This window comes from Paenibacillus sp. T2-29 (genome assembly GCF_052921365.1).
The window spans coordinates 81763-103772 of sequence record NZ_JBREVE010000014.1 but is presented as its reverse complement, the minus strand read 5'-3'; the positions used below and the strand labels follow the sequence as shown (position 1 = coordinate 103772).

Here is a 22010-nt window from a genome sequence, read left to right as displayed (position 1 = left end):
CGACTGAATGAAGGAAGTTTATCCAGCATCAGACTGTTTCAGGAGTAGAGCGGTAGGGCATCTACTCGGAAACAGTCTTTTTTGTGTTTTCAGCTTGTAGCAGTTCAACCAATTTGCGAGCTGCATTGGATAAGTAACGATCCTTGCGCCATACGACGGCAGGCCGTGTGAAGGGGAACGGCTCCTTGATGGAGAGTGTGCGAAATCTGTCCCCGTATTCTTGTCCCAAGCCAGCGTCTGGAATGATGGTAATTCCCATGCCTGTGGAAACGAGCGAGAGAATGGTCGATATTTCAGGACAGTCCAGTATGACGCGCGGAACAAGATGGTGTTCCTGAAATTTGCGTATGACGGTTTCGTATAGTCCGTGTCCTTCTGTTCGGCGTCCCAACAAGAGGTCATAGCTGGCAGCTTCCTGTAACGTAATTTCCCCACTGGGATGACGATCTGCCCATTCAGACGGAAGTACGGCAACAAAGGAGACGCCCTCCAACTCAATTGAATGGTACGATTTGTCATCTACCGGAAGCAGCAACAGGGCCAGATCCACTTTATTTTGGTGCAGCAGCTCTTCCAGATGATGTGTGTCTCCGTGTCCTATTTTAATGTATACCTCTGGATAATCCTGATGAAAGTGACTGAGTTGTTCAGTAATCAGAGACATACAGGCGGATGACGTGCCTATGGCAAGTGTGCCGGTTACTCTGTTTTCAAACTCCCCAATTTCTCTACAGGTGTCCTCCATTTCAGCCAATAATCGTTTGGCGCGTGTATACAGTGTATATCCGGCCTCGGTAACTTCCCACTTTTTTCCTTCACGGTAAATCAGCTTTACACCAAGCTCGCCCTCCATATTTTTGAGTTGTTGACTCAGTGGAGGCTGGGCCATGTTGAGCGTTCTGGCAGCCTTGGTGATTTGCCCTTCCTCCACGATGACACAGAAGTAATGCAGATGCTTCATGTCCATTGGGATTCCTCCTCATTTCTAAACACCGCTTCGATTTGAATACTTTTAAAATATGCATTACATATATTATATATATTTTTCGTGTGCAGGGAACGGGCGTATAATTTTTGACAGTAATGCATGGGTGAATATAAAACGATGGGATGGAAGGAGGGGACATATGAAGAAAATCATTGTAGGAATATCGGGAGCGACAGGGTCAATCTTTGGTATCCGTATATTGCAACAATTACGGGAGGCTGGAGTCCAAAGCCATCTGGTGCTATCCCCGTGGGCTATTGCCAACATTCCCTATGAGACAGGCTACACGGTGAAGGAAGTGGAGGCAATGGCGGATGCAGTCTACTCGTATAAGGATCAGGCCGCACGTATTTCTAGCGGCTCCTTCCGGGTAGATGGTATGGTCGTCGCTCCTTGCAGTATGAAGACTCTTGCCTCTATTCGTATCGGTATGGCGGACAACCTGCTTACCCGATCAGCGGATGTGATACTGAAGGAGCGAAAGAAGCTGCTGCTCATGACCAGAGAAACACCATTAAGCAGTATCCATCTGGAAAATATGCTGGAGCTGTCACGTATGGGCGTGATGATCCTGCCGCCGATGCCTGCCTTTTATAATCATCCTGCAAGTATCGAGGAATTAGTGGATCATATTGTTTTTCGCGCATTGGATCAGTTCGGTATTGTCACAACCGCAGCCAAACGCTGGGATGGGATGAAGCAGAATGACTCCAGGCTGCACCAGAATTGAGAAATCGAAAGACGAAGGAGAATGAATGATGGCTTATAAAGACTTTCGCGATTTTCTACACACCTTGGAAAAGGAGGGACAATTACTCACGATCAGCGATGAGGTAAAGCCGGAGCCGGACCTCGCAGCAGCTAACAGAGCATTAAACAATCTTGGAGATAAGACGCCTGCTCTCTTTTTCAACAACATCTATGGATATACGGATGCTCGTATTGCAATGAATGTGATGGGCTCCTGGCCCAATCATGCCCTCATGATGGGAATGCCCAAAAATACGCCGCTCAAGGAGCAGTTTTTTGAATTTGCCAGACGCTATGAACAATTTCCGGTGCCCGTGAAGCGGGAAGAAGCCGCTCCTTTTCATGAAGTCGAGATTACGGAGAATATTAATTTGTTTGATATTTTGCCGTTGTTTCGTTTGAATCAGGGGGACGGAGGGTTTTATTTGGATAAAGCAATTCTAATTTCACGCGATCTGGATGACCCGGACACCTACGGCAAGCAAAATGTCGGCTTATACCGGATGCAGGTGAAAGGCAAGAACCGTTTGGGCATCCAGCCTGTACCACAGCATGATATTGCGATCCATATCCGTCAGGCTGAGGAGCGTGGCGAAAATCTGAAGGTGGCTATTGCCCTCGGATGTGAGCCTGTGATTACAACGGCTGCTTCTACGCCGCTGCTGTACGATCAATCCGAATATGAGATGGCGGGCGCCATTCAGGGTGAGCCTTATCGTGTGGTCAAAGCGAAGGATGCAGATCTGGATCTGCCTTGGGGAGCCGAGGTCATTTTGGAAGGCGAAGTGTTAGCAGGTGAACGTGAGTATGAAGGTCCATTCGGTGAATTCACAGGTCACTATTCCGGCGGTCGCGCGATGCCAGTCATTCAGATTAATCGTGTATATCACCGCAAACAGCCTATCTTTGAGCATCTGTACATCGGGATGCCTTGGACGGAAACGGATTATATGATCGGTGTGAATACAAGTGTACCGTTGTTTCAGCAGCTTAAGGATGCTTTTCCTAATGAAATCGTAGCTGTTAATGCCATGTATACGCATGGGCTGGTCGCTATTATTTCCACGAAAACCCGGTATGGCGGCTTTGCGAAGGCTGTGGGAATGCGTGCGTTAACGACTCCGCATGGATTGGGGTATTGCAAGCTGGTGATTGTGGTGGACGAGGAGGTCGATCCGTTCAATCTGCCGCAAGTCATGTGGGCTTTATCCACCAAGCTTCATCCAAAGCATGATGCTGTCATTGTTCCTGGCTTGTCTATTTTACCACTTGACCCCGGCTCTGATCCGGCAGGTATGACGCACAAAATGATACTGGATGCGACGACACCTGTAGCACCGGATATTAGAGGCCATTACTCGCAGCCGCTCGATTCCCCGCTGGGTGTAGCGGAATGGGAGAAAAAGTTGAGCCAAATGCTTCGCTAAATATTTTTAAAAACAAAGAAAGATTAAAGGAGTGCTGACAGATGCATATTTGTCCCCGTTGTGAGTCCAATCGTTCAGAAGTCGTTTCCCATTCGCCGGTTAAAGGTGCCTGGGAGGTTTTGTTGTGCCCTGTATGCCTGTTCACATGGCGAACCTCAGAACCGGATAGCATTACTGATCCAGCAAAGTATAAATCGGCGTTCAAGGTAAACCCCCAAGATATTCCGGATGCTGCTCATGTTCCTCCTATTCCAGAGCGGATATAGGGTCGTTCGTAAGTAGCCGTAAATTATGGTATTTTGAAGTTATAGGCCAAATGTAAAGGGGATTATACTTCATGCAGACGCCAAGGATCGGTAAGGAGCTGTTCACGCTGCTGAACGGCAAGGAGTTGGAGCACAAGCAACAAGAAGCAATGATGCTGTTGACGGTTACAGAAGATCAGTGGCCGCACATAGCAATGATTAGCGTGGGTGAGATTGTAGCGCTGGACGAGGAAAATTTACGTCTGGCACTGTGGCCGGGTACGACCACGACTGGCAACATGATCCGTACGGGGAAGGCGACGCTTGCAGTGTTCACCGGCGGGCAGGCGCATTATGTGCGGTTGTCGCTGGAACATCTGCCCGCTTTGCGTGAAGCCAAGCATGTGCGTGAGCGATTTGCGGCACGGGTTTTCGCAGCTAGAGAAGATTCGGCTCAATATGCGGATATCTTGACAGGTGTCACAATTCGCCTCAAGGAGCCGGAATCGGTGATCCATCGCTGGAAAGAGACGGTGGCAGAGTTGTTGGTATAAAGCTATCTGAGTATGACAAATCATCTTTGTAATTACCAAGTTTACCGTTAAAATAGATGCAAGGGAATAAGCGCTTACAAGGAGTCAGGTTGAGCTTGTTGGAACAGGAATTAGAGCGTGAGGGGAAGCTTGTTTCTTTTGAAGGAAAATAGGAGGGATGAAAATGTCTCGTTTTGACAAGGTAGATCAGCTATTGCAACGATTCTTAGCAAATGGGCCGGCAGGGTGTGGTTGTGCCATTGCACAAAATGGTCAAGTGTTGTATGAAGGGTATCATGGATATGCTGATCTGGAAGCCCAAAGACCAATCACTGAGGATACAGTGTATCGCTTGTTTTCCATGACAAAAGTCGTTGTCTGTGCGGCTGCACTTATGCTGTACGAACGTGGGCAATTTTTGTTGAATGAGCCTTTATATGAATATCTTCCCGAATTTCGTAATGCGCATGTATTCAAAACCGCTCCTAACGGATACACCTACGTGGATAAGGCAGAAAAACCCATTTTAATTAAGCATATATTCAATATGAGTATAGGTCTTCCTTACGCTTCCGAGTCTTCAGAAACAGGAAAAGCTATGCAGAAGGCCATTGCAGGATTAAAGGAGAAGCAGGGGAAATATGACCTACGCGCAGAAATTAAAGCGCTTTCTGAAGTTCCGCTTGCATTTGAACCAGGAACACGATGGTTATACGGATATGGCCATGATCTTGTTGCTGGTCTTATTGAAGTCATTTCAGGTAAATCATTAGGGCAATTTTTGAAGGATGAAATCTTTGATCCGCTTGGAATGAACAATACAGGTTACCGTTATCGTGGAGATATTGAATCGCGGATGGCTTCCATGTATCAACGGACAGACGCCGGAAAACTTGAAAAAATTGAGGGTTTCCTGGATGAATATCATCAGCCAGATGCTATATATGAAGGTGGAGGCGCAGGTTTATATTCGACAGTCAAAGATTACCTCACATTTTCACAAATGATGTCAAATGGCGGCACGGTAAACGGTGTGAACTTATTGGGGAGAAAAACTATTGATTTAATGCGTACAAATCATCTGAATACAGCTCAACTATCGGATTTCACCAATTCATACCATACAGGTTATGGCTATGGACTGGGTGTACGCACGTTAATGGATAAAGCGGCTGGGCATGCAAACAGCTCGATTGGAGAATTTGGCTGGACGGGAATGGCAGGCACCTGGGTTTCTATAGATCCGAGCGAACAGTTCTCCGTCGTTTATATGCATCAGCTTGATCCCAATATGGAAGAGTACCACCATTTAAGAATTCGTGCAGCAGCTTACAGCTGTCTGTAAAAGTACCGATTCTAGTTAATAAGGACCAAATTTTCTCTAAAGTCTAAACTATTCTTTTCCATATGACGACATAAAACGTAGGTGTAGGGATTTTACGAAATCCTTAATTTTTAGCTTTGAAAATAGGAGGGAATTAGATTTTGAAGAATAGATGGTCCGGTTTTCTGGCGTTGGTCATCCTGATTTCAAGTTTTACATCATATGCAGGGTTTGCATCTGCAGCAGAAGCGGTGCTTTCCAAGATTGTCCTTTCGTCTAACGAGGTAACTTTGCAACAGGGGGATACAGCTGCGTTGACGGCAACGGCTGTTTATAGCGATGGGACAACCTCAAATGTAACCGTAAGCACGGATTGGAAAAGTGATAATACAGCTATCGCTACGGTGTATAACGGTACGGTTTCAGCCAAAGCTGAAGGGGAAGCGACCGTGGTAGCGACCTATAAAGACAAGGTACAATCCGTTCAGGTACATGTAACGAAAAAGGTTAAGGCGCTGACATCCAGTGTACAAAGCCTGAGCCTGCGTTCAAGCGGCACAGGACAGATTGATCTGACAGCGACTTACAGTGATAATACAACAGCTCAGGTTTCAGGTGATGCGACCTGGACTTCGGATAATCAGAAGGTAGCGACTGTAGTCAACGGATTAGTTACTGCTCAGGGAGCAGGTTCAGCTAATATTAAGGCTGTATATGGACAACAGACCGTAACGATTGCTGTACAGGTAGAGCAGGTTAAACGGCTGGATGCCAGTACATCAGAGGTTTCTCTTTTGTTAAAAGATACGGAGAAGGTTAAATTGACAGCCACGTTCCCGGATGGATCGACTCAGGATGTTACAGAGTCTGCCGAGTGGAGCTCCAGCAATACAGCCGTGGCAGATGTTCTGAAAGGCACTATTACCGGCTATAGCACAGGGAAGGCGACAATCACAGGTAAATATGGCACGATGTCCGCTACGATTGCGGTGGATGTGGATCAGACGAATAAGCTGAAAGCCAGCGAAACCAATATTTTTCTCCGTTTGGATGAATCAAAAAAAATACAGGTATCTGCTGTGTACCCGGATGGTACGGTAACAGATATCACAGATAAAGCTGCTTGGACATCAAGCGATGAAAAAATTGCAACAGTGAATAAAGGAACGATTATGGCCATTGGAGCGGGGTCGGCTACAGTGACCGCTAAGTACGGAGATAAGACGGTTTCGATCAAGACAGATATTGAAACCTCTAGATTTCTGGATTTAAGCGAGGACAAGCTGAGCTTGAATGCTAAGGAATCCAAAAAGCTCAAGCTGACCGCAACCTATGTAACAGGGACGGAAGAAGATATCACAAGTAAAGCAGAGTGGAAGTCCAGTAATGAAGATATCGCTTTTGTCAGCGGGGGAGAAGTCACAGGTTATAAAACAGGTGAGGCAACGATCACAGCTTCTTATGGCGGCAAAACAGCCACAGCTACCGTATCCGTAAACGTACCTGGTGATCTATCTTTGTCCTCTAAAACGGCAACGATAGATATTAATGAGGACTATACTGCGACTCTGACGGCTACTTATGCGGACGGGCGTAAGGAAGATGTTACAAAGGATGCAGAATGGACTTCAAGTGCGGAAGATATTGCTTCTGTGTCCAAGGGAACGATTACGGGTAAAGCGGCCGGTAAAGCGGTTATTACCGCAACCTATAACGGCAAAAAACTGACGATAAACGTACAAGTGGGCCTTGTAGACCGTTTGGAAACAGACTCGCGCGTAATTGCACTCGGTGCTCAGGAAACGAAGCAGCTGAAAGTATCAGGCGTTAAGAGTGGCGGTACAAAAACAGACGTAACCAAGGACGCCACTTGGACTACTAGCAATGTAAAAGTAGTTGAAGTTAGCGAAGGTTTGATCAAAGCTAATGCTAGCGGTAAGGCAACGATCACTGCTTCATATGGCAAGCAAACCATTACATTTACGGTAGAAGTAGACGTAGCGCAAAAGATTGAAGCGGATGCCATTGCGTTATCACTGAAATCCGGGGATCAAAAAACGATTGCGATTGTGGTTAAATCCAGTGATGGTAAAGAAAAGGATGTTACAACTCAAGCTGAATGGAAAACGTCCAATTATAAGGTAGCCACCGTCAAAAAGGGTCAGGTTACCGCGGTCAGCTACGGTAAAGCTAACATTCAGGCGAAGTTCGGCGGTAAGGTGATCAGCGTGCCTGTTGATGTTGATACGCTTAAATATCTGCAAACGGACGAAGTCGCCTTGACTTTGAAGGCAGGGCAGCTGGCTAAGGTTACGGCTACAGCCACGTATAAGGATGAGTCGGAGAAGGATGTTTCCAAGCCGGCTGTCTGGTCCTCATCCAGAATTATCGTTGCGACCGTCAAAGACGGTAACATTAAAGCACAGGGTAAGGGCAAAGCTGTAATTACAGTAAAATATGCTGGTAAAATGACGAAGGTACAGGTAACCGTTCAGTAATCTGTAACCGACTGAAAAGAAAAAGAGCAAGCATACGTCTAGGGACGGCATGCTTGCTCTTTTATTTTTAAGGGACGTACTCGCTTCTTAATACAGAGGAGGTTACCCCAATTATGGCTTATCCTTTTTGACCGATGTGTTGCGAGTAAGGGATTCGGTCAAACGCTTGCCAGTGGGGGTCTGGGCCAAGCCGCCTTTGGCGGTCTCGCGGTGCTTTGACGGCATTGCGCTGCCGACTTCAAGCATCACGTCAATGACTTCGTCAGACGGAATGGCGCTGCGCACACCCGCCAAAGCCATATCCGCTGCGGCAAGTGCGGTCACGGCTCCCAGCCCGTTGCGCACGATACACGGAATCTCGACGAGTCCGGCGACGGGGTCGCATATTAGGCCGAGCGTGTTCTTGAGCGCTAGGCCTACGGCGTGAACAGCCTGCTCAGGTGTGCCACCGCGTAGCTCGACCATAGCGCCAGCGGCCATCCCGATGGCTGAACCAATCTCAGCCTGACAGCCTCCCTCCGCGCCGGAAATGAAGGAATTGTTGGCGATGACGTAGCCAATGGCTCCGGCTGAGAACAAGCCGTGCACCATATGCTCATCATCCCAGCCGAACCGCTCCTGCGCACTAATGAACACACCGGGGATGACTCCGCATGAACCTGCAGTGGGCGTGGCGACAATGCGCCCCATGGACGCATTAACCTCCGACACGGAGAGCGCATAAGCCATGGCGAGCGCGGAGGCATCGCCGGAGCAGGTTTCCCCTGTCCGCAGATATTCGGCTAAGCGCTTGCCGTCGCCGCCCGTTAATCCACTGCGGGATACGGTGTCTTGCGTCTGACCACGATGAACAGCCTCTTTCATGACTTCATAATAATCAGACATTTGGCGGAAGATTTCTTCTTCCGTTGTATTCGTCTCTTGTACCTGCTCTTGAATCATCAGGCGGCCAATCGTGGTGGATTCCTCAGCGCATATAGCGCTGATTTCATGCAGATGGCTAAATCGCATCAGATTCAGCTCCTTTTTTCAAATTAATCATTTTAATTTCGTACATATGTGGTAAGGATTGTAGTTTTGCGATTAATTCAGCCGTAGGAGGACTGTCCGTTTCGATAGCTGTAAGTGCTTCTCCATCCCGACCTTTGCGATCCACGTGCATATAGGCAATGTTAATGTCAGCAGCGCCGAGCGCTGAAGTCACCGCACCTAATGTACCGGGCTTATCCGAGTGAAGAAGCACCAACGTAGACAGCTCTCCGGTCAGGTTGACTCGGAATTCGTTGAGCTGCTGGACATGGATGCTGCCACCGCCGATGGAGGAACCCAGCAGTGTACGCTGATCCTCACCCTTCCACAGCTCAAAACGGACGGTGTTCGGATGGGGGGCGGGTAGTCCGCTGACGGCAAATTCCACGATCATCCCGGCCTGCTCCGCCCATTGCTCGGCATCTGGAATTCGGTGGTCGTCTGTATCGTAATTGAGCAGTCCTGCGATGAGCGCCAGGTCTGTACCGTGTCCTTTGTATGTGTCGGCGAAGGAGCCGTACAGTGTCATGCGGGCACGGTCAGGCTGCGTCCCGAGCCAGTGACGGGCAACGCGTGCAAGCCGCACCGCGCCTGCAGTGTGTGAACTGGAAGGTCCGGTCATGGCCGGACCGATAATGGAAAATACATCTTTGAAACGCATGGTGTGGCCCCCTGTATGTTCTAGTACCATAGTATATGGTATTTCCGCGTTTTTGCGCGGCTATGACGGTTCCTAATGCTGACGTACAATGTGAGCGCAAAAAAGGACAGGATAAGGAAGTTTCCCTTATCTCTGTCCTCGTTACCTGAGAGTTTCGTGCGGTGTCCTTACCGCCTTACCCCTTGGGTGGCTTGCGCTCTCTCCAGAGTTGCGTCAGATGACGATACATGGACCTGAGAGATTATCCGCCAGCCGGGTGTTGGCGTCTTGCTCCTTCGGTGCCGCCAGCGTGTAAGCCCCTGGACAGACTCTCCCGTCATCTTCATTCGCGTATACCGTTCTACATATCTTTCTTAGCGTAATGTATGCTGTGCTCGGTGTCAATCGCAGGGTTCAATTTTTACATAAACAAGCGAGTTTCCGATAAATAAGAATAAAATTTACATAATTATGGATGAAATCAGGAAGGAATTAGAAGATTGATAGCTAATCTGATAGAGGACAATTACATTTATGAAATTATAGGAGGGATATTGACGTATGGTAAAAGGCTTGCGGTTCACAGGTTCACGCTTGAAAGGGGTGCTGCATCTGGCAGCGATCGTATCGCTGCTGATCGGGATCTTCGTTCCATTCGGTCAGGTCAAAGCGGAGGGAGCACTGACAGTAGCCGAGGCACTCCAGCGCCAAGGCAGTGGAGGCACAGTGACGGTGGAAGGTTACATCGTCGGACATGCTACCGGATCGAAAACGGCTAATTTTTCTTCTCCGTTTGCGAATGATTTTAACGTACTGATTGCCGACCAGGCCAATGAACGAAGCACGTCTAATCTATTGGATGTACAGCTGACATCAGCGTACAGAGGGCAATTTGGGCTAACAGGCCATCCTGAGCTGATTGGCAGCAAAATCCGTGTGACGGGTACACTTGGCACCTACAATAATTTTGGTGGAGTGAAAAGTCCAAGCACTGTTGAACTGGTGAACGGAAGCGAGCCGGGGGAACCAGGTGAACCTGGCGAACCTGAACCTGGAAACCCGGGTCAACCCGGTACTACACTGCCGGATGGCAAAGGCAAAAAGGTGCTGTTCGATAATACACACGCACAGACGGCTGGGGCAGCAGATTGGGTCATTGAAGGCGCCTTCTCCGACTTTGCCAATGGATTGCGTAATGTAGGTTTTACAGTGGACCAACTGAACCGTCCCATTCCTTTTACTTATGGAGAACAGGCCATAACCTATGATAAGCTGCGCCAATATGATGTGTTCATCATCGGTGAGGCGAATGTTGCCTTTAAGGCATCCGAGCAGGCTGCCCTGCTGCAATATGTGAATAACGGGGGAAGTGTCTTCTTCATCTCCGACCACTATAATGCGGACCGTAACAAAAACCGTTGGGATTCCTCTGAGGTTATGAATGGCTACCGTCGTGGAGCCTATACTAATCCGGCCAAAGGGATGACTACAGAAGAAGCAGCATCACCGGCGATGCAGGGGTTAACTAGCTCCGATTGGCTGGCAACCAACTTTGGTGTTCGTTTCCGTTATAATGCGCTTGGCGACGTGAATGCTACGGACATTGTAACCGCAGATCAATCCTTTGGCATTACCAAGGGTGTACGCTCGATTGCCATGCATGCGGGATCTACGCTGGCTATTATTGATCCTACCAAAGCCAAAGGAATTGCCTATATCCCTACAGGTACGAAAAAATGGGGTAATGCTGTAGACCAAGGTGTCTATAACGGTGGAGGCCGTGCGGAAGGGCCTTATGCTGCGATCTCCAAGGTGGGTCAAGGCAAGGCAGCATTTATCGGTGATTCATCCCCTGTAGAAGATGCTACACCGAAATATGCGCGTGAAGAAAACGGACAGTCGAAAAAGACATATGATGGTTTCAAGGAAGTGGACGATGCCACCTTCCTGGTGCAAACGGTCCAATGGCTTGCGTGGAAGCAGGACTACACCAAATTATCCGATGTGGCAGGTTTAACGCTGGATCAACCGACGAAGCTTCTGCCGTTTGAGGAGCCTGCGGCTTCCACAGAACCGCAACCCGAGCCTTGGTCTGCTCCAGCAGCAGGCTACAAATGGTACGATCCAAAAACGTTCAAGTCGGGCTCTTATGGAGCGGCTTCGTAATAAACGTAAAGAATTCAGTGTGAGTGGTTGGGTGCTAGTTAGCCGTTTGATCCTCTGTAGGGGATCAAACGGCTTTTTTGTGATGAAAATTAACCTGTGGTTGGTTATTTGATTACATTTTGTGCCAGGAAAGTCGCGCTACTGCTGGATCATTGATTTTTTAAATGATGTTGATAGCATAATCTTAATTGATATATCCATATACTGGTGATAGGATGTATTCAAATTATTCCGACAAAAACGGTATGTAATGTTCATGAGAGGTTTTAAACATCAAACATGGTGAGAATAAGCGGGACAAGACCATGGAGAATGGAGGAAGCGCGCATTGAATATCAAACCCGTGTTGGAGATTAAAGGATTATCCGTATCTTTTCGCATCAAGGATCAATATCACCCCGCAGTCGACCATCTGGATCTGACGGTCAATCCCAATGAAGTGCTGGCTGTAGTCGGAGAATCCGGTTGTGGCAAAAGCGCGCTGGCGCTTTCGATCCCACAACTGCATGACATGGAGCGAACACGTGTCGAAGGAAAGGTTCTTTTTAAAGGCACGGATCTGATCCGTCTCTCCTCAGGGCAAATGAATAAAATCCGCGGAGCGGGCATTGGCATGATCTTTCAGGACCCGCTGACAGCACTTAACCCGTTAATGTGCATTGGTAAGCAGATCGAGGAAAATCTCGATTATCATACGTCCCTATCTACGAAGCAAAAAAGGGAACGTGTACTGGAGTTACTGGAAAGCGTGGATATACCCAACCCCGTACGTGTGTATGAACAGTATCCGCATGAACTTTCAGGAGGGATGCGCCAGCGTGTGATGATCGCGATTGCCATAGCTTGCCGACCCTCTCTTATTATTGCAGATGAGCCGACGACTGCGCTCGATGTAACCATTCAATCGCAAATTCTTGACTTGCTCAAACAGCTTCAACAGGAGACCGGAAGCGGAATTATTCTGATTACGCACGATCTTGGCGTTGTGGCCGAAGTAGCCGACCGTGTGGTGGTCATGTATGCCGGAGAAATCGTGGAAAGCGCAGATGTTTTTGAATTATTTCGGCATCCACAGCATCCGTATACGCGTTCCTTGCTAGCCTCCATGCCGGGATCGCATACCAAGGGAGAACCGCTGCATGTCATCGGTGGTATTGTTCCCTCATTGCAAGATATTCCTCGCAATAGCTGTCGCTTTGCTTCGCGTATTCCTTGGATTCAGCAGAGAATGCATGAAGACCATCCCCGATTAAGTGAAATTTCTCCCGGCCATTGGGTCCGCTGTACATGTTACCAGCATTTTCATTTTGAAGATGAGACAAAGGGAGAGGCTGCTCATGGCACTACTAGAGATAAATGATTTGAAGGTTCATTATCCGGTGCGCGGCGGTTTTTTCCAGCGTGTCGTTGACCAGGTAAAAGCAGTGGATGGCGTGTCGATCAGCATAGAGGCAGGCCAAACATACGGGCTAGTAGGAGAATCCGGCTGTGGAAAGACGACGACAGGAAGAACGATTATCGGCCTGAATAAGTTGACGAGCGGACAGATTCTTTTTAATGGCAAGGATCTTACGGCTCTGAGTCGTAATAACCGCCATCCGCTGCGTAGAGACATTCAGATGATTTTTCAGGACCCCTATTCTTCGCTTAACCCGCGCAAGCGCGTATTGGATGTCATTGCTGAACCACTGCGAAACTTTGAAAGGCTGAGTAATGAGGAAGAACGGCGGAAAGTACAGATGCTGCTGGAAAAGGTTGGCTTGAACGCTGATGCGGCCTACAAATATCCGCATGAATTTTCCGGGGGACAGCGGCAAAGGATCGGGATTGCGCGTGCGCTGACATTAAACCCAAAACTGATTATTGCAGATGAGCCCGTATCAGCGCTTGACGTTTCTGTGCAGGCACAGGTGCTTAATTTTATGAAGGATGTGCAGCGGGAGTTCAAATTGACGTATTTGTTCATTAGTCATGACCTGGGGATTATCCGCCATATGTGTGACCAAATCGGCATCATGTACCGAGGTCGCTTAGTGGAACAGGGGAGCGAGCAAGATATATATGAGTGTCCACAGCATTTGTATACCCAGCGGCTTATTGCCACCATTCCCAGTATCGATCCTGCGAAACGGCTGGAAAATGCTCAAAAAAGGCAAAAGCTTTTATCCTCTTACAAGTCAGAGCTGCCCAAACATCTAGATGCGAGTGGAAAGCCGTTTGCACTAAAGTCAGTAAGTTCATCCCATCAAGTCGCGCTACCATAAGGGGGGACAGAATATGTGGAAATTTACAATGCGCCGGCTGCTGGTTATGATCCCTCAACTTTTTGCACTGAGTGTGCTTATATTTTTCCTAGCTAAGGCTATGCCAGGGGATGCCCTGACAGGGCTCATCACTTCAACTCCCAATCTAAATCCGGCTGCACTGGAAGAACAGCGGCAAAGACTGGGATTGAATGACCCGGTGTGGGTGCAGTATGGGAACTGGCTCGTCCAGCTTGCTCATGGGGATCTGGGCAAATCTTATGTACATAAAATTAGCGTTACTGATTTGATTGGCAGTCGTTTGGGGAACACGTTCTTTCTGGGTGTTGTGATTCTGGTTCTAACGTATCTGATCGCCATTCCGCTGGGAGTACTCAGCGGTCGTTATCAGCATAGTCTGCTGGATAAAACCGTGGTCGGGTATACCTATCTCAGCTTTGCGACACCTCTATTTATACTCGCATTGCTGTTGTTGTACGTGTTTGGGTTCAGGCTTGGCTGGTTTCCAACCAGCGGCAGTGTGGATGTAGGTGTAGAGCCGGGGACATGGTCATATTACGTGAATAAGTCATATCACCTCATTCTACCGGCGGTTACAGGCGCATTACTCAGTACAACGGCTACGATTCAGTATTTGCGCAATGAGGTCATTGACACACGTCTGAAGGATTTTGTGAAAACGGCGCGTTCCAAGGGGGTACCCGAAGGAAAGATCTATTCCCGTCATATTTTCAAAAACTCTTTATTACCCATTGCTGCTTTCTTGGGCTACGACCTGACGGGTGTGATTGCGGGCAACGTTTTCCTAGAATCTATTTTTGGTTATCCGGGGTTGGGCCAGCTATTTCTTCAGTCCATCACCCAACGGGACTTTTCAGTTGTGAACGCACTGGTCATGATCTCCGGCTTCTTGGCACTATTAGGGACCCTTTTATCTGATGTCATCCTAAGCAAGGTCGATCCCCGCATTCGAATTGAATAGAGAACAAGTCTAGAGAAAAGGAGGGATTATGGTGTCTATGCAGGTGGAGGAAGTCTTCTCGCCGGAAATCATTCGTAAATCACCGTCTAGCTGGTCTGTACTGCGTCGTGAACTCGTACGTGACAAAATGGCCTTGATTTCCATTGGATTTGTGGCTCTGTTCTTGATTTTTATATATGCCTCTGTCCTGTTTGTCAATCAGGATGTAGTCACGACGGTCGATTTGGGTGCGATCCGCGAAGCTCCCGGTTCGGTGCATTGGCTGGGTACGGACCGAGCGGGCAGGGATATATTCGGCCAGCTGGTCATTGGGGCCCGCAATTCCTTTACCATTGGCTTTACGATTACTTTGTTATCCGCCGCCATCGGCTTGACGCTGGGCTTACTGGCTGGGTTTTATGGAGGACTGGTTGATAACATCATCATGCGAATCATTGATTTTATCCTGGTGCTTCCATTCTTGATGCTGGTTATCGTATTTGTCAGCATTGTGCCCAAAAGCGGCATAGGTTCCTTTATTTTTATTATGACTGCCTTTTTATGGATTGGAAAAGCGCGCCTGATCCGGGCCAAGGTGCTGTCTGAGCGGGAACTGGACTACGTGCAGGCTTCCAAAACCCTTGGCACACCCAATTGGAAGATCATCTGGTTGGGTGTGCTGCCCAATCTCAGCTCTGTTGTGATTGTTAATCTGACGCTCAGTCTTGCGGGAAATATCGGGATCGAGACCGGGCTTTCCTATCTCGGCTTTGGCTTGCCGGAATCTACTCCGAGCTTGGGGACACTGGTGAGTTATGCGAATGACCCGGATGTATTGCAGAACAACTGGTGGATGTGGTTGCCTGCCTCACTGCTTATATTGGTGCTAATGCTGGCAATCAACTTTATCGGTCAGGCGCTCAAACGTGCCACGGATGCCAAACAACGATTGGGTTAAACCGAAATTCAAGGATAAGGACAACAACAAGGAGGGGTTTACAATGGTTAAACGCTGGAAAAAAGGAATTCTGCCTGTTCTATCTGCCATTTTGGTGCTTTCTTTGGCTGCATGCAGCGGCTCGCCTTCCGCTTCGAATGGAGCAAAATCGTCTGACGGTACAGGTGGATCAGGGGCAGACAGCAAGCAGGTGAATGCGACTGCGCTGGCAAAGGCGGTCAAGAACGATAACCCCCCGATTAAGGGCGGCATCATCAATTATGCACTCGTGTCCGATACCCCTTTTGAAGGTATTCTGAATCCTGTATTTTATGATGGAAATCCGGATTTTGAAGTCTTCCAGTTTTTCTACCCTTCCCTGTTTTCGATTGATTCCAATCTGAATATTGACGATAAAGGAGCGGCGACGATTTCCTTTTCCGCAGACAATAAGGCGGTGACTGTCAAAATTGATCCCAAACTGAACTGGACGGATGGTAATCCCGTAACGGCAGAAGACTATGCTTTTTCCTATGAAGTGATCGGCCACAAAGACTATGAAGGTCCACGTTATGATAGTTTTATGACCAACATTGTAGGTATGGAAGATTATCACGCCGGCAAGGCCAAAACCATTTCTGGCATCAAGGTGCTGAATGAGAAAGAGGTTACCATTCATTTTAAGGAACCTAATCCTTCGGTAAAGTCGGGACTTTGGTCCACACCACTGGAGAAGAAGGTATTCCGCAACATTCCCGTAAAGGATATGGCTGGATCTGACCCTGTCCGTAAAAATCCGATTGGCTATGGGCCATTCAAAATTAAATCTATGGTCACAGGTGAATCTGTGGAATTCGTCAAAAATGAAGATTATTTCCGCGGTGCGCCCAAGTTGGATGGCCTTCATCTGAAGGTTGTGAATCCGAATGTCATTACTGAGGCGTTGAAAAGCGGAGAAATCGATTGGGCCAGCTATCCGACTACCCGTTACAATGAGGCCAGTAATCCGAAAAATGTACAGTTTCTCGGTCAGGAGGAATTATCTTATAGTTATGTAGGCTTTAAGCTGGGCAAATTCGATCAGGCCAAGAGTCTAAATATTATGGACCCGAACGCCAAGTTGGCGAACAAGTCATTGCGTCAGGCCCTTGGCTACGCGCTGAATAATGAGCAGGTTGGCAAGCAGCTCTATCATGGGCTTCGGACTCCTGCGACATCCCTGATCCCGCCCGCCTTCAAGGGATACCATGATGTGAATGCGAAGGGCATTGCGTATGATCCAGACAAGGCGAAAAAGCTGCTGGACGAGGCAGGATATGTGGATACCAATGGAGATGGATACCGTGAAGACCCTAAGGGCAAGGAACTGGTGCTCCATTATGCAGCAATGAGCGGGGATGCGACGGCCGAATCGCTGGCTAAGTTTTATTTGCAAAATTGGAAGGATGTCGGGCTTCATGTCGAACTGGTGGACGGTCGTCTGCTTGAGTTCAATTCTTTCTATGACCGTGTGCAGAAGGATGACCCGGGCATTGATATTTTTGGCGGCGCATGGAGTACAGGTACAGATGTAAACCCTAGTGGGCTGTATGGACGCGGAGCCAGCTTTAACTACTCGCGCTTTACCAGTGAAGAGAATGATAAGCTGTTGCAGGAAGGGGTGTCTGTGAAAGCCTTTGACGACAATTATCGTAAAGATATATACAATCAGTGGCAGGCGTATATGAGCGAGGAGGCGCCGATTGTACCGACGTTATTCCGTTACTCATTGGAGGCAGTAAATAATCGGGTAGCCAATTACGATATTACCCGCGGCAAGGAGTACGATGCAGACGCGTTTGCGAATATTACGTTAACTGCGGAAAAAGCAGAAGTAGCCCAATAATCTAAAAAAGCGCAATAACCTGAAGAAGCGCGAACCGGATTGATCCGATCTCGCGCTTCTTTTGACCTGTTCATGCAAACATTTCTGGGGATTCTCGAAGGGAGAGAAGGAAGACGGAAATACGCCAGCTTCAATACTTCATAGCCGTATGCGAGGAACTGCATTTTACGAAGGCTTCGGAAAAGATCGGTATCTCTCAACCCACACTTAGCTTGCAAATTAAGGCGCTGGAAGAGGAACTGGGCATGACGCTCTTTGACCGTGCAGGCAAGAAAATCAAAATGACAGATGCCGGGAAACTGCTGCTGCAACACAGTGCGCATGCGCTCAAAGATTTACAGCAAGCGAAGGCTTCTATTGAGGAACTGCGTACCGAGCAACGCGGCAGTTTACGGATTGGTATCGCATTACCGGAGCTAGAGGAGTCGTTGCAAGAGATGTTTGCCCACTTTCATCGGTCATTTCCTAAAATCAGCTTGCACATCTGTCCATCCTTTGATGTAACAGAACAGCTGCTGGATAACCGTGTGGACGTTGGCATCACCCTACATTCGGGTACAGATGAAAGGCTTGTCCAGCTTCCTCTTCGCACAGAGAACTACTGTCTTATTGTCCCCGTAAATCATGCATTTTCCAATCGTTCTTCCCTTATGCTGGACGAATTGAGGCATGTACCCTGGGCGATGCAGCCAGAGTGCCATCCCGGCAGGAAGCTGATTGAGAAATGCTTCCGTGATCGCGGGTATGCCTTTGCAACCGTCCTGGAAACAAATTCTATACCTTCAATCCTGCGCTGGGTGCAGGAGGGACTTGCCGTAACCCTACAGACGAAGTCCCTTGCGGCCGAACTGGATCGTTCACTTTTTTGCACGGTACCTATTTTGCGTGGCGTGCCCCAAGGTCAGCTAGAGTTGATTTATCGGTCTGACCGTTACCAGGGAGAAGCAGTGAAGCGATTGATTGAAAAGATACAAGCTGTACTAACAGAGTGTTCCAACTAGTGGCAACCCTGATGAGTACTACGTGCTTTAATGTGTACGAACTTCTAGCCTGCGTGCAATCAGTGACATACTGTAATTAACGGCAAAGTACAGGAAAGCGGCGAACAGCAGAGCTGGAATGACAAAAGATTGATTTTGTCCACCGACGATCTGAATGTTATGCGTCAGCTCCGGCAAACTGATAATGACAGCCAGTGAGGTATCCTTGAATAGGGAAATGAACTGGCTGACAATAGGAGGTACCATGCGACGAAGCGCTTGGGGTAGAATGATATGCCATAAGGTTTGAGAATAGCTTAGACCGGAGGAGCGTGCGGCTTCCAGCTGTCCTTTATGAACCGAATTGAGACCGCTGCGTACAATTTCGGCAATCATGGCTCCCTCGAAGATCGACAGTCCTGTAATGGCTGCCCACTTGAGGGAAATCGATAATCCGATGGATGGCAAAACCATGCCGATGAAGAAAATAATGAGCAATAAGGGCAGGTTGCGAATCAGATCAATGATAAAGGCTGCAACCTGTGAAAGGACAGGTATACGGGTATAGCGCAGGATGCCGAACACAATACCGAGAGCGAAGCTGAATATGATAGAGTAAATAGCGACCTCCAGCGTGAGCAGGAAGCCCTCCAGTATAAAACGCACATTAGGCCATGCAAACAATCCACCGAAATCCATGCGGGCTTCCCTCCTTAGGATGTTTTGGACAAGCGTCGCTCCATATATAGCACAAGAAAGCTGAGCGGAACCGTCAATACAAGATACAGCAGCGCCGTGATCGCATAGACTGTGATGGGCAGGAAGGTATCTGAGTTAATGAGATCCGAGTAATACATGAGATCCAGTCCAGCTACAATGGCCAGCACCGAAGAGTTTTTAACCAGATTGATGAATTGATTGCCGATTGCAGGCAGTACAATTTTAATGGCTTGCGGTAAAATAATGCTGATCATCGTCTGGTTGTAATTCAACCCGGAGGACCTTGCCGCCTCAAATTGTCCCTTGGGTACAGATTGAATGCCGGCACGTATAGCTTCTGCAATAAAAGAGGCGGTGTACACAGTCAATCCAAGCGTTCCAGATACAAAGCCGTCCAAGGGGATGCCCAGAGTGGGAAGACCGAGATAAAAAAACAGTACAACAATCAGCAATGGAATATTGCGGATGACCTCTACATAGACAGTACCGATCCAGTTTAGCCATTTAAAAGGCGCAATTCGGAAGATGGCAATGATAGCCCCCAGAATAAAGCTTCCGATCAAGGCAATAACACTAGCTTGAACAGTATGAAGCAAGCCTTCTCTGAAACGGTCGCCATGATCGAAAAGTACGTTGATATCAAAAGTTAGCATCTACGGGTATACCTCCTTATCCAGAGCTAAGAAAGGAAGGAGCGCGCAATCGCGGCTCCTTCACAAGATCATTATTCGGGTTTAACCCCAAGCCATTGCTCATGCAGCTTATCGTATTCACCATTGCTTTTCAGTTCCTTGATCGTATCATTAATGGCTTGCAGTAGTTCGGTCTGACCCTTTTTCACTGCAATACCGTAAGGTTCCTCTGTGAAGTTCCCGCCTACTAGGGTATAATTCGGATCTTGCTGTTGCATGCCAAGCAGAATAGAGTTATCGGTCGTCAGCGCTTGCCCTTTACCTGCCTTGAGGGCGTTGAAGGCATCTTGATAGTTTTCGAACTCTAAAATCGTTGCTTTGGGCGCTTTTTCGCGGATATTTTTTGCGGAGGTAGAGCCTTTAACAGCGAGTACCTTGGTATCGGGGGTCAGGGACTCCAGACCGGTGATCGGGCTTCCTTTTTTCACGAGTAGGGATTGCCCTGCATTAAAGTAGACATCGCTGAAATCGACCTGTTTTTTGCGTTCATCCGAAATGGTCATCGTGGCGATAATAGCGTCGATGTCCCCATTTTGCAGTAAGGTGATTCGTGTTTTGGACGTGACTTCCTTGAGTTCGAGCTTGGTTTCATCACCAAAAATATGCTTGGCTACAGCCTTGGCGATGTCGATATCAAAGCCCTCGACTTTCCCGCTAGCCGGATCTTTTAGTCCGAATAACTTGGTGTCGTACTTCACCCCAACGACCAGTTTGCCACGCTGTTTGATGGCTTCCAGCCCGTTGGGAGCTGCTGCCTCATTCCCCGACGTTGCTGCTTCTTGTTTGCCTCCACAACCTGCCAAGACGAGCAGACAGGATAATACAACCAGCACCAAAGTACTCCACTGAAATCTTTTTCTCATCAAAATGATCCCCTTTCAATTTTTATTCCATTAATAATAGTCCGTTTAATGATGAATCAGACGGCTCAGGAACAAACGAGCCCGTTCTTCACCCGGATTCTGAAAAAACTCAGCAGGCTGGCTGTCTTCCAAGATCTGTCCTTTGTCCATAAAAATCACGCGGTCAGCCACTTCACGAGCAAAGCCCATTTCATGAGTGACGATGACCATCGTGATGCCTTGATGGGCAAGCGAGCGCATGACATCCAGCACCTCTCCGATCGTTTCGGGGTCCAGAGCTGAAGTCGGCTCGTCAAACAGCATAATTTTCGGATTCATTGCGAGTCCACGGGCAATTGCAACCCGCTGCTGCTGTCCACCGGACAATTGGGCGGGGTAGCTCTGTGCCTTTTCTTCAATTCCGACACGCTTCAGATAGGTGAGGGCAGTTTGAATAGCTTCTTCTTTCGGGATGCCCAGTACCTTCATCGGTGCCAGTACAATGTTCTCAATCACCTTTTTGTGGGGATACAGGTTGAAATGTTGAAATACCATCCCGATATTGCGACGGAAGGCGTTAATATCAATCTTTTTGTCATGCACGGGGACATCGTTAACGATTAGCTCCCCATCAGATATCGTTTCCAGACGATTGATGCAGCGAAGCAGGGTGCTTTTACCTGAGCCGGAGGGACCGATGATGACAACGACCTCGCCCTCCTTAATCTGAAGATTGATGTCTTTAAGTACATGAAAGTGACCGTAATGCTTGTTGACATTGCGAAAATGGATCAGAGAGCTCACCCCTTTTTTTGACTTGAATACATCGCTTAGTAGACGGAATGACAAGATGCAGTTCTATTAGAATTTCGAAATTTCTCTCATGATACTATAAGCTTACAATAAAAAACAAGATTTTATGTCAATAAACTTTACGTGAAAAGTGTTTTTGGCTGTTTTTATACTAGTTATTTGTTATTTATATGATGAAAATGAATATATATCCACAATTTAATGTTATTTAGTTTGACATAAACTATGAAACCTCGACATGCAGAGGGAGAAACGTGACAAAAGCAGCGCTATGTTTTACAGTAGGGAAGAAGGAATTTAGGGTAAAGGAAGGATA

General features: G+C 47.9%; 20 protein-coding genes, 1 pseudogene and 1 riboswitch. Of the genes and pseudogenes, 14 read left to right on the top strand and 7 right to left on the bottom strand.

Going from position 1 to position 22010, the window contains the following annotated elements; translation table 11 throughout:
• Positions 1–61 precede the first annotated feature (61 nt).
• Positions 62–967 carry a LysR family transcriptional regulator gene (locus ACU1JV_RS25815; RefSeq protein WP_413987375.1) on the bottom strand — a complete coding sequence of 302 codons (906 nt, stop codon included), beginning with the start codon at positions 965–967 and terminating at the stop codon, positions 62–64.
• A gap of 160 nt (positions 968–1127) precedes the next feature.
• On the opposite strand from ACU1JV_RS25815, the gene ACU1JV_RS25810 reads away from it, so the two are divergent.
• The 6 genes from ACU1JV_RS25810 (at position 1128) to ACU1JV_RS25785 (ending at position 7765) form a co-directional block, all read left to right on the top strand.
• Complete coding sequence (locus ACU1JV_RS25810) at positions 1128–1718, top strand: flavin prenyltransferase UbiX (protein WP_013369033.1); 591 nt, start codon at positions 1128–1130, stop codon at positions 1716–1718.
• A 28-nt stretch (positions 1719–1746) separates the two neighbouring features.
• A complete protein-coding gene (locus ACU1JV_RS25805; protein ID WP_025363806.1) occupies positions 1747–3165 on the top strand; it encodes a non-oxidative hydroxyarylic acid decarboxylases subunit C in 1419 nt (472 codons plus the stop codon).
• Between the two features lie 41 nt (positions 3166–3206).
• Positions 3207–3431, top strand: coding sequence for a non-oxidative hydroxyarylic acid decarboxylases subunit D (locus tag ACU1JV_RS25800; protein ID WP_016818874.1), 225 nt, complete (start codon positions 3207–3209; stop codon positions 3429–3431).
• Between the two features lie 71 nt (positions 3432–3502).
• Positions 3503–3964 (top strand): pyridoxamine 5'-phosphate oxidase family protein, encoded by a 462-nt coding sequence (locus tag ACU1JV_RS25795; protein ID WP_413987376.1) that lies wholly within the window; start codon positions 3503–3505, stop codon positions 3962–3964.
• 163 nt (positions 3965–4127) lie between these two features.
• Positions 4128–5288 (top strand): serine hydrolase domain-containing protein, encoded by a 1161-nt coding sequence (locus ACU1JV_RS25790; protein WP_413987377.1) that lies wholly within the window; start codon positions 4128–4130, stop codon positions 5286–5288.
• Between the two features lie 140 nt (positions 5289–5428).
• Positions 5429–7765, top strand: coding sequence for an Ig-like domain-containing protein (locus tag ACU1JV_RS25785; RefSeq protein ID WP_413987378.1), 2337 nt, complete (start codon positions 5429–5431; stop codon positions 7763–7765).
• Positions 7766–7876: 111 nt separating this feature from the next.
• Here ACU1JV_RS25785 and sdaAA read toward each other — a convergent pair whose 3' ends face one another.
• Both sdaAA and sdaAB read right to left on the bottom strand, forming a co-directional pair.
• Positions 7877–8776 carry an L-serine ammonia-lyase, iron-sulfur-dependent, subunit alpha gene (gene sdaAA / locus ACU1JV_RS25780; protein WP_413987379.1) on the bottom strand — a complete coding sequence of 300 codons (900 nt, stop codon included), beginning with the start codon at positions 8774–8776 and terminating at the stop codon, positions 7877–7879.
• Positions 8766–9455 (bottom strand): L-serine ammonia-lyase, iron-sulfur-dependent subunit beta, encoded by a 690-nt coding sequence (gene sdaAB, locus ACU1JV_RS25775; protein WP_346835081.1) that lies wholly within the window; start codon positions 9453–9455, stop codon positions 8766–8768. Before sdaAB ends, sdaAA begins: the two co-directional genes overlap by 11 nt.
• Positions 9456–9666: 211 nt before the next feature.
• A riboswitch (glycine riboswitch) is annotated at positions 9667–9781 on the bottom strand.
• A gap of 214 nt (positions 9782–9995) precedes the next feature.
• Here sdaAB and ACU1JV_RS25770 point away from each other — a divergent pair.
• The 8 genes and pseudogenes from ACU1JV_RS25770 to ACU1JV_RS25735 all read left to right on the top strand — a co-directional run bounded on the left by ACU1JV_RS25770 (position 9996) and on the right by ACU1JV_RS25735 (position 18648).
• Positions 9996–11600, top strand: a complete 1605-nt coding sequence (locus ACU1JV_RS25770; RefSeq protein ID WP_413987380.1) for a DUF6359 domain-containing protein — start codon at positions 9996–9998, stop codon at positions 11598–11600.
• A gap of 328 nt (positions 11601–11928) precedes the next feature.
• Complete coding sequence (locus tag ACU1JV_RS25765; protein WP_013369043.1) at positions 11929–12960, top strand: ABC transporter ATP-binding protein; 1032 nt, start codon at positions 11929–11931, stop codon at positions 12958–12960.
• Complete coding sequence (locus ACU1JV_RS25760) at positions 12938–13864, top strand: ABC transporter ATP-binding protein (protein WP_013369044.1); 927 nt, start codon at positions 12938–12940, stop codon at positions 13862–13864. Before ACU1JV_RS25765 ends, ACU1JV_RS25760 begins: the two co-directional genes overlap by 23 nt.
• A 13-nt stretch (positions 13865–13877) precedes the next feature.
• The gene (gene opp4B, locus ACU1JV_RS25755; protein ID WP_013369045.1) at positions 13878–14846 is read left to right on the top strand and encodes an oligopeptide ABC transporter permease; all 969 of its coding nucleotides are present in this window, start codon (positions 13878–13880) and stop codon (positions 14844–14846) included.
• A 37-nt stretch (positions 14847–14883) separates the two neighbouring features.
• Entirely contained in the window at positions 14884–15783 is a 900-nt protein-coding gene (locus ACU1JV_RS25750; RefSeq protein ID WP_016818864.1) for an ABC transporter permease, read from the top strand.
• 43 nt (positions 15784–15826) lie between these two features.
• Entirely contained in the window at positions 15827–17647 is a 1821-nt protein-coding gene (opp4A, locus tag ACU1JV_RS25745) for an oligopeptide ABC transporter substrate-binding protein (protein WP_013369047.1), read from the top strand.
• A gap of 80 nt (positions 17648–17727) precedes the next feature.
• Positions 17728–17886, top strand: a pseudogene (locus ACU1JV_RS25740) (LysR family transcriptional regulator); the annotation flags it as partial.
• A 6-nt stretch (positions 17887–17892) separates the two neighbouring features.
• Positions 17893–18648, top strand: a complete 756-nt coding sequence (locus tag ACU1JV_RS25735; protein ID WP_413987381.1) for a LysR family transcriptional regulator substrate-binding protein — start codon at positions 17893–17895, stop codon at positions 18646–18648.
• A gap of 27 nt (positions 18649–18675) precedes the next feature.
• On the opposite strand, the gene ACU1JV_RS25730 is transcribed toward ACU1JV_RS25735, so the two are convergent.
• The 4 genes from ACU1JV_RS25730 to ACU1JV_RS25715 all read right to left on the bottom strand — a co-directional run bounded on the left by ACU1JV_RS25730 (position 18676) and on the right by ACU1JV_RS25715 (position 21685).
• Positions 18676–19326: an amino acid ABC transporter permease gene (locus ACU1JV_RS25730; protein WP_013369049.1), complete on the bottom strand. Its 651-nt coding sequence runs from the start codon at positions 19324–19326 to the stop codon at positions 18676–18678.
• A gap of 14 nt (positions 19327–19340) precedes the next feature.
• On the bottom strand, positions 19341–20000 hold the full coding sequence (locus ACU1JV_RS25725; protein ID WP_040102312.1) for an amino acid ABC transporter permease: 660 nt from the start codon (positions 19998–20000) through the stop codon (positions 19341–19343).
• Positions 20001–20071: 71 nt separating this feature from the next.
• A complete protein-coding gene (locus ACU1JV_RS25720) occupies positions 20072–20902 on the bottom strand; it encodes a transporter substrate-binding domain-containing protein (RefSeq protein ID WP_413987382.1) in 831 nt (276 codons plus the stop codon).
• A gap of 45 nt (positions 20903–20947) precedes the next feature.
• The gene (locus ACU1JV_RS25715; protein WP_017427181.1) at positions 20948–21685 is read right to left on the bottom strand and encodes an amino acid ABC transporter ATP-binding protein; all 738 of its coding nucleotides are present in this window, start codon (positions 21683–21685) and stop codon (positions 20948–20950) included.
• Positions 21686–22010: the final 325 nt, after the last annotated feature.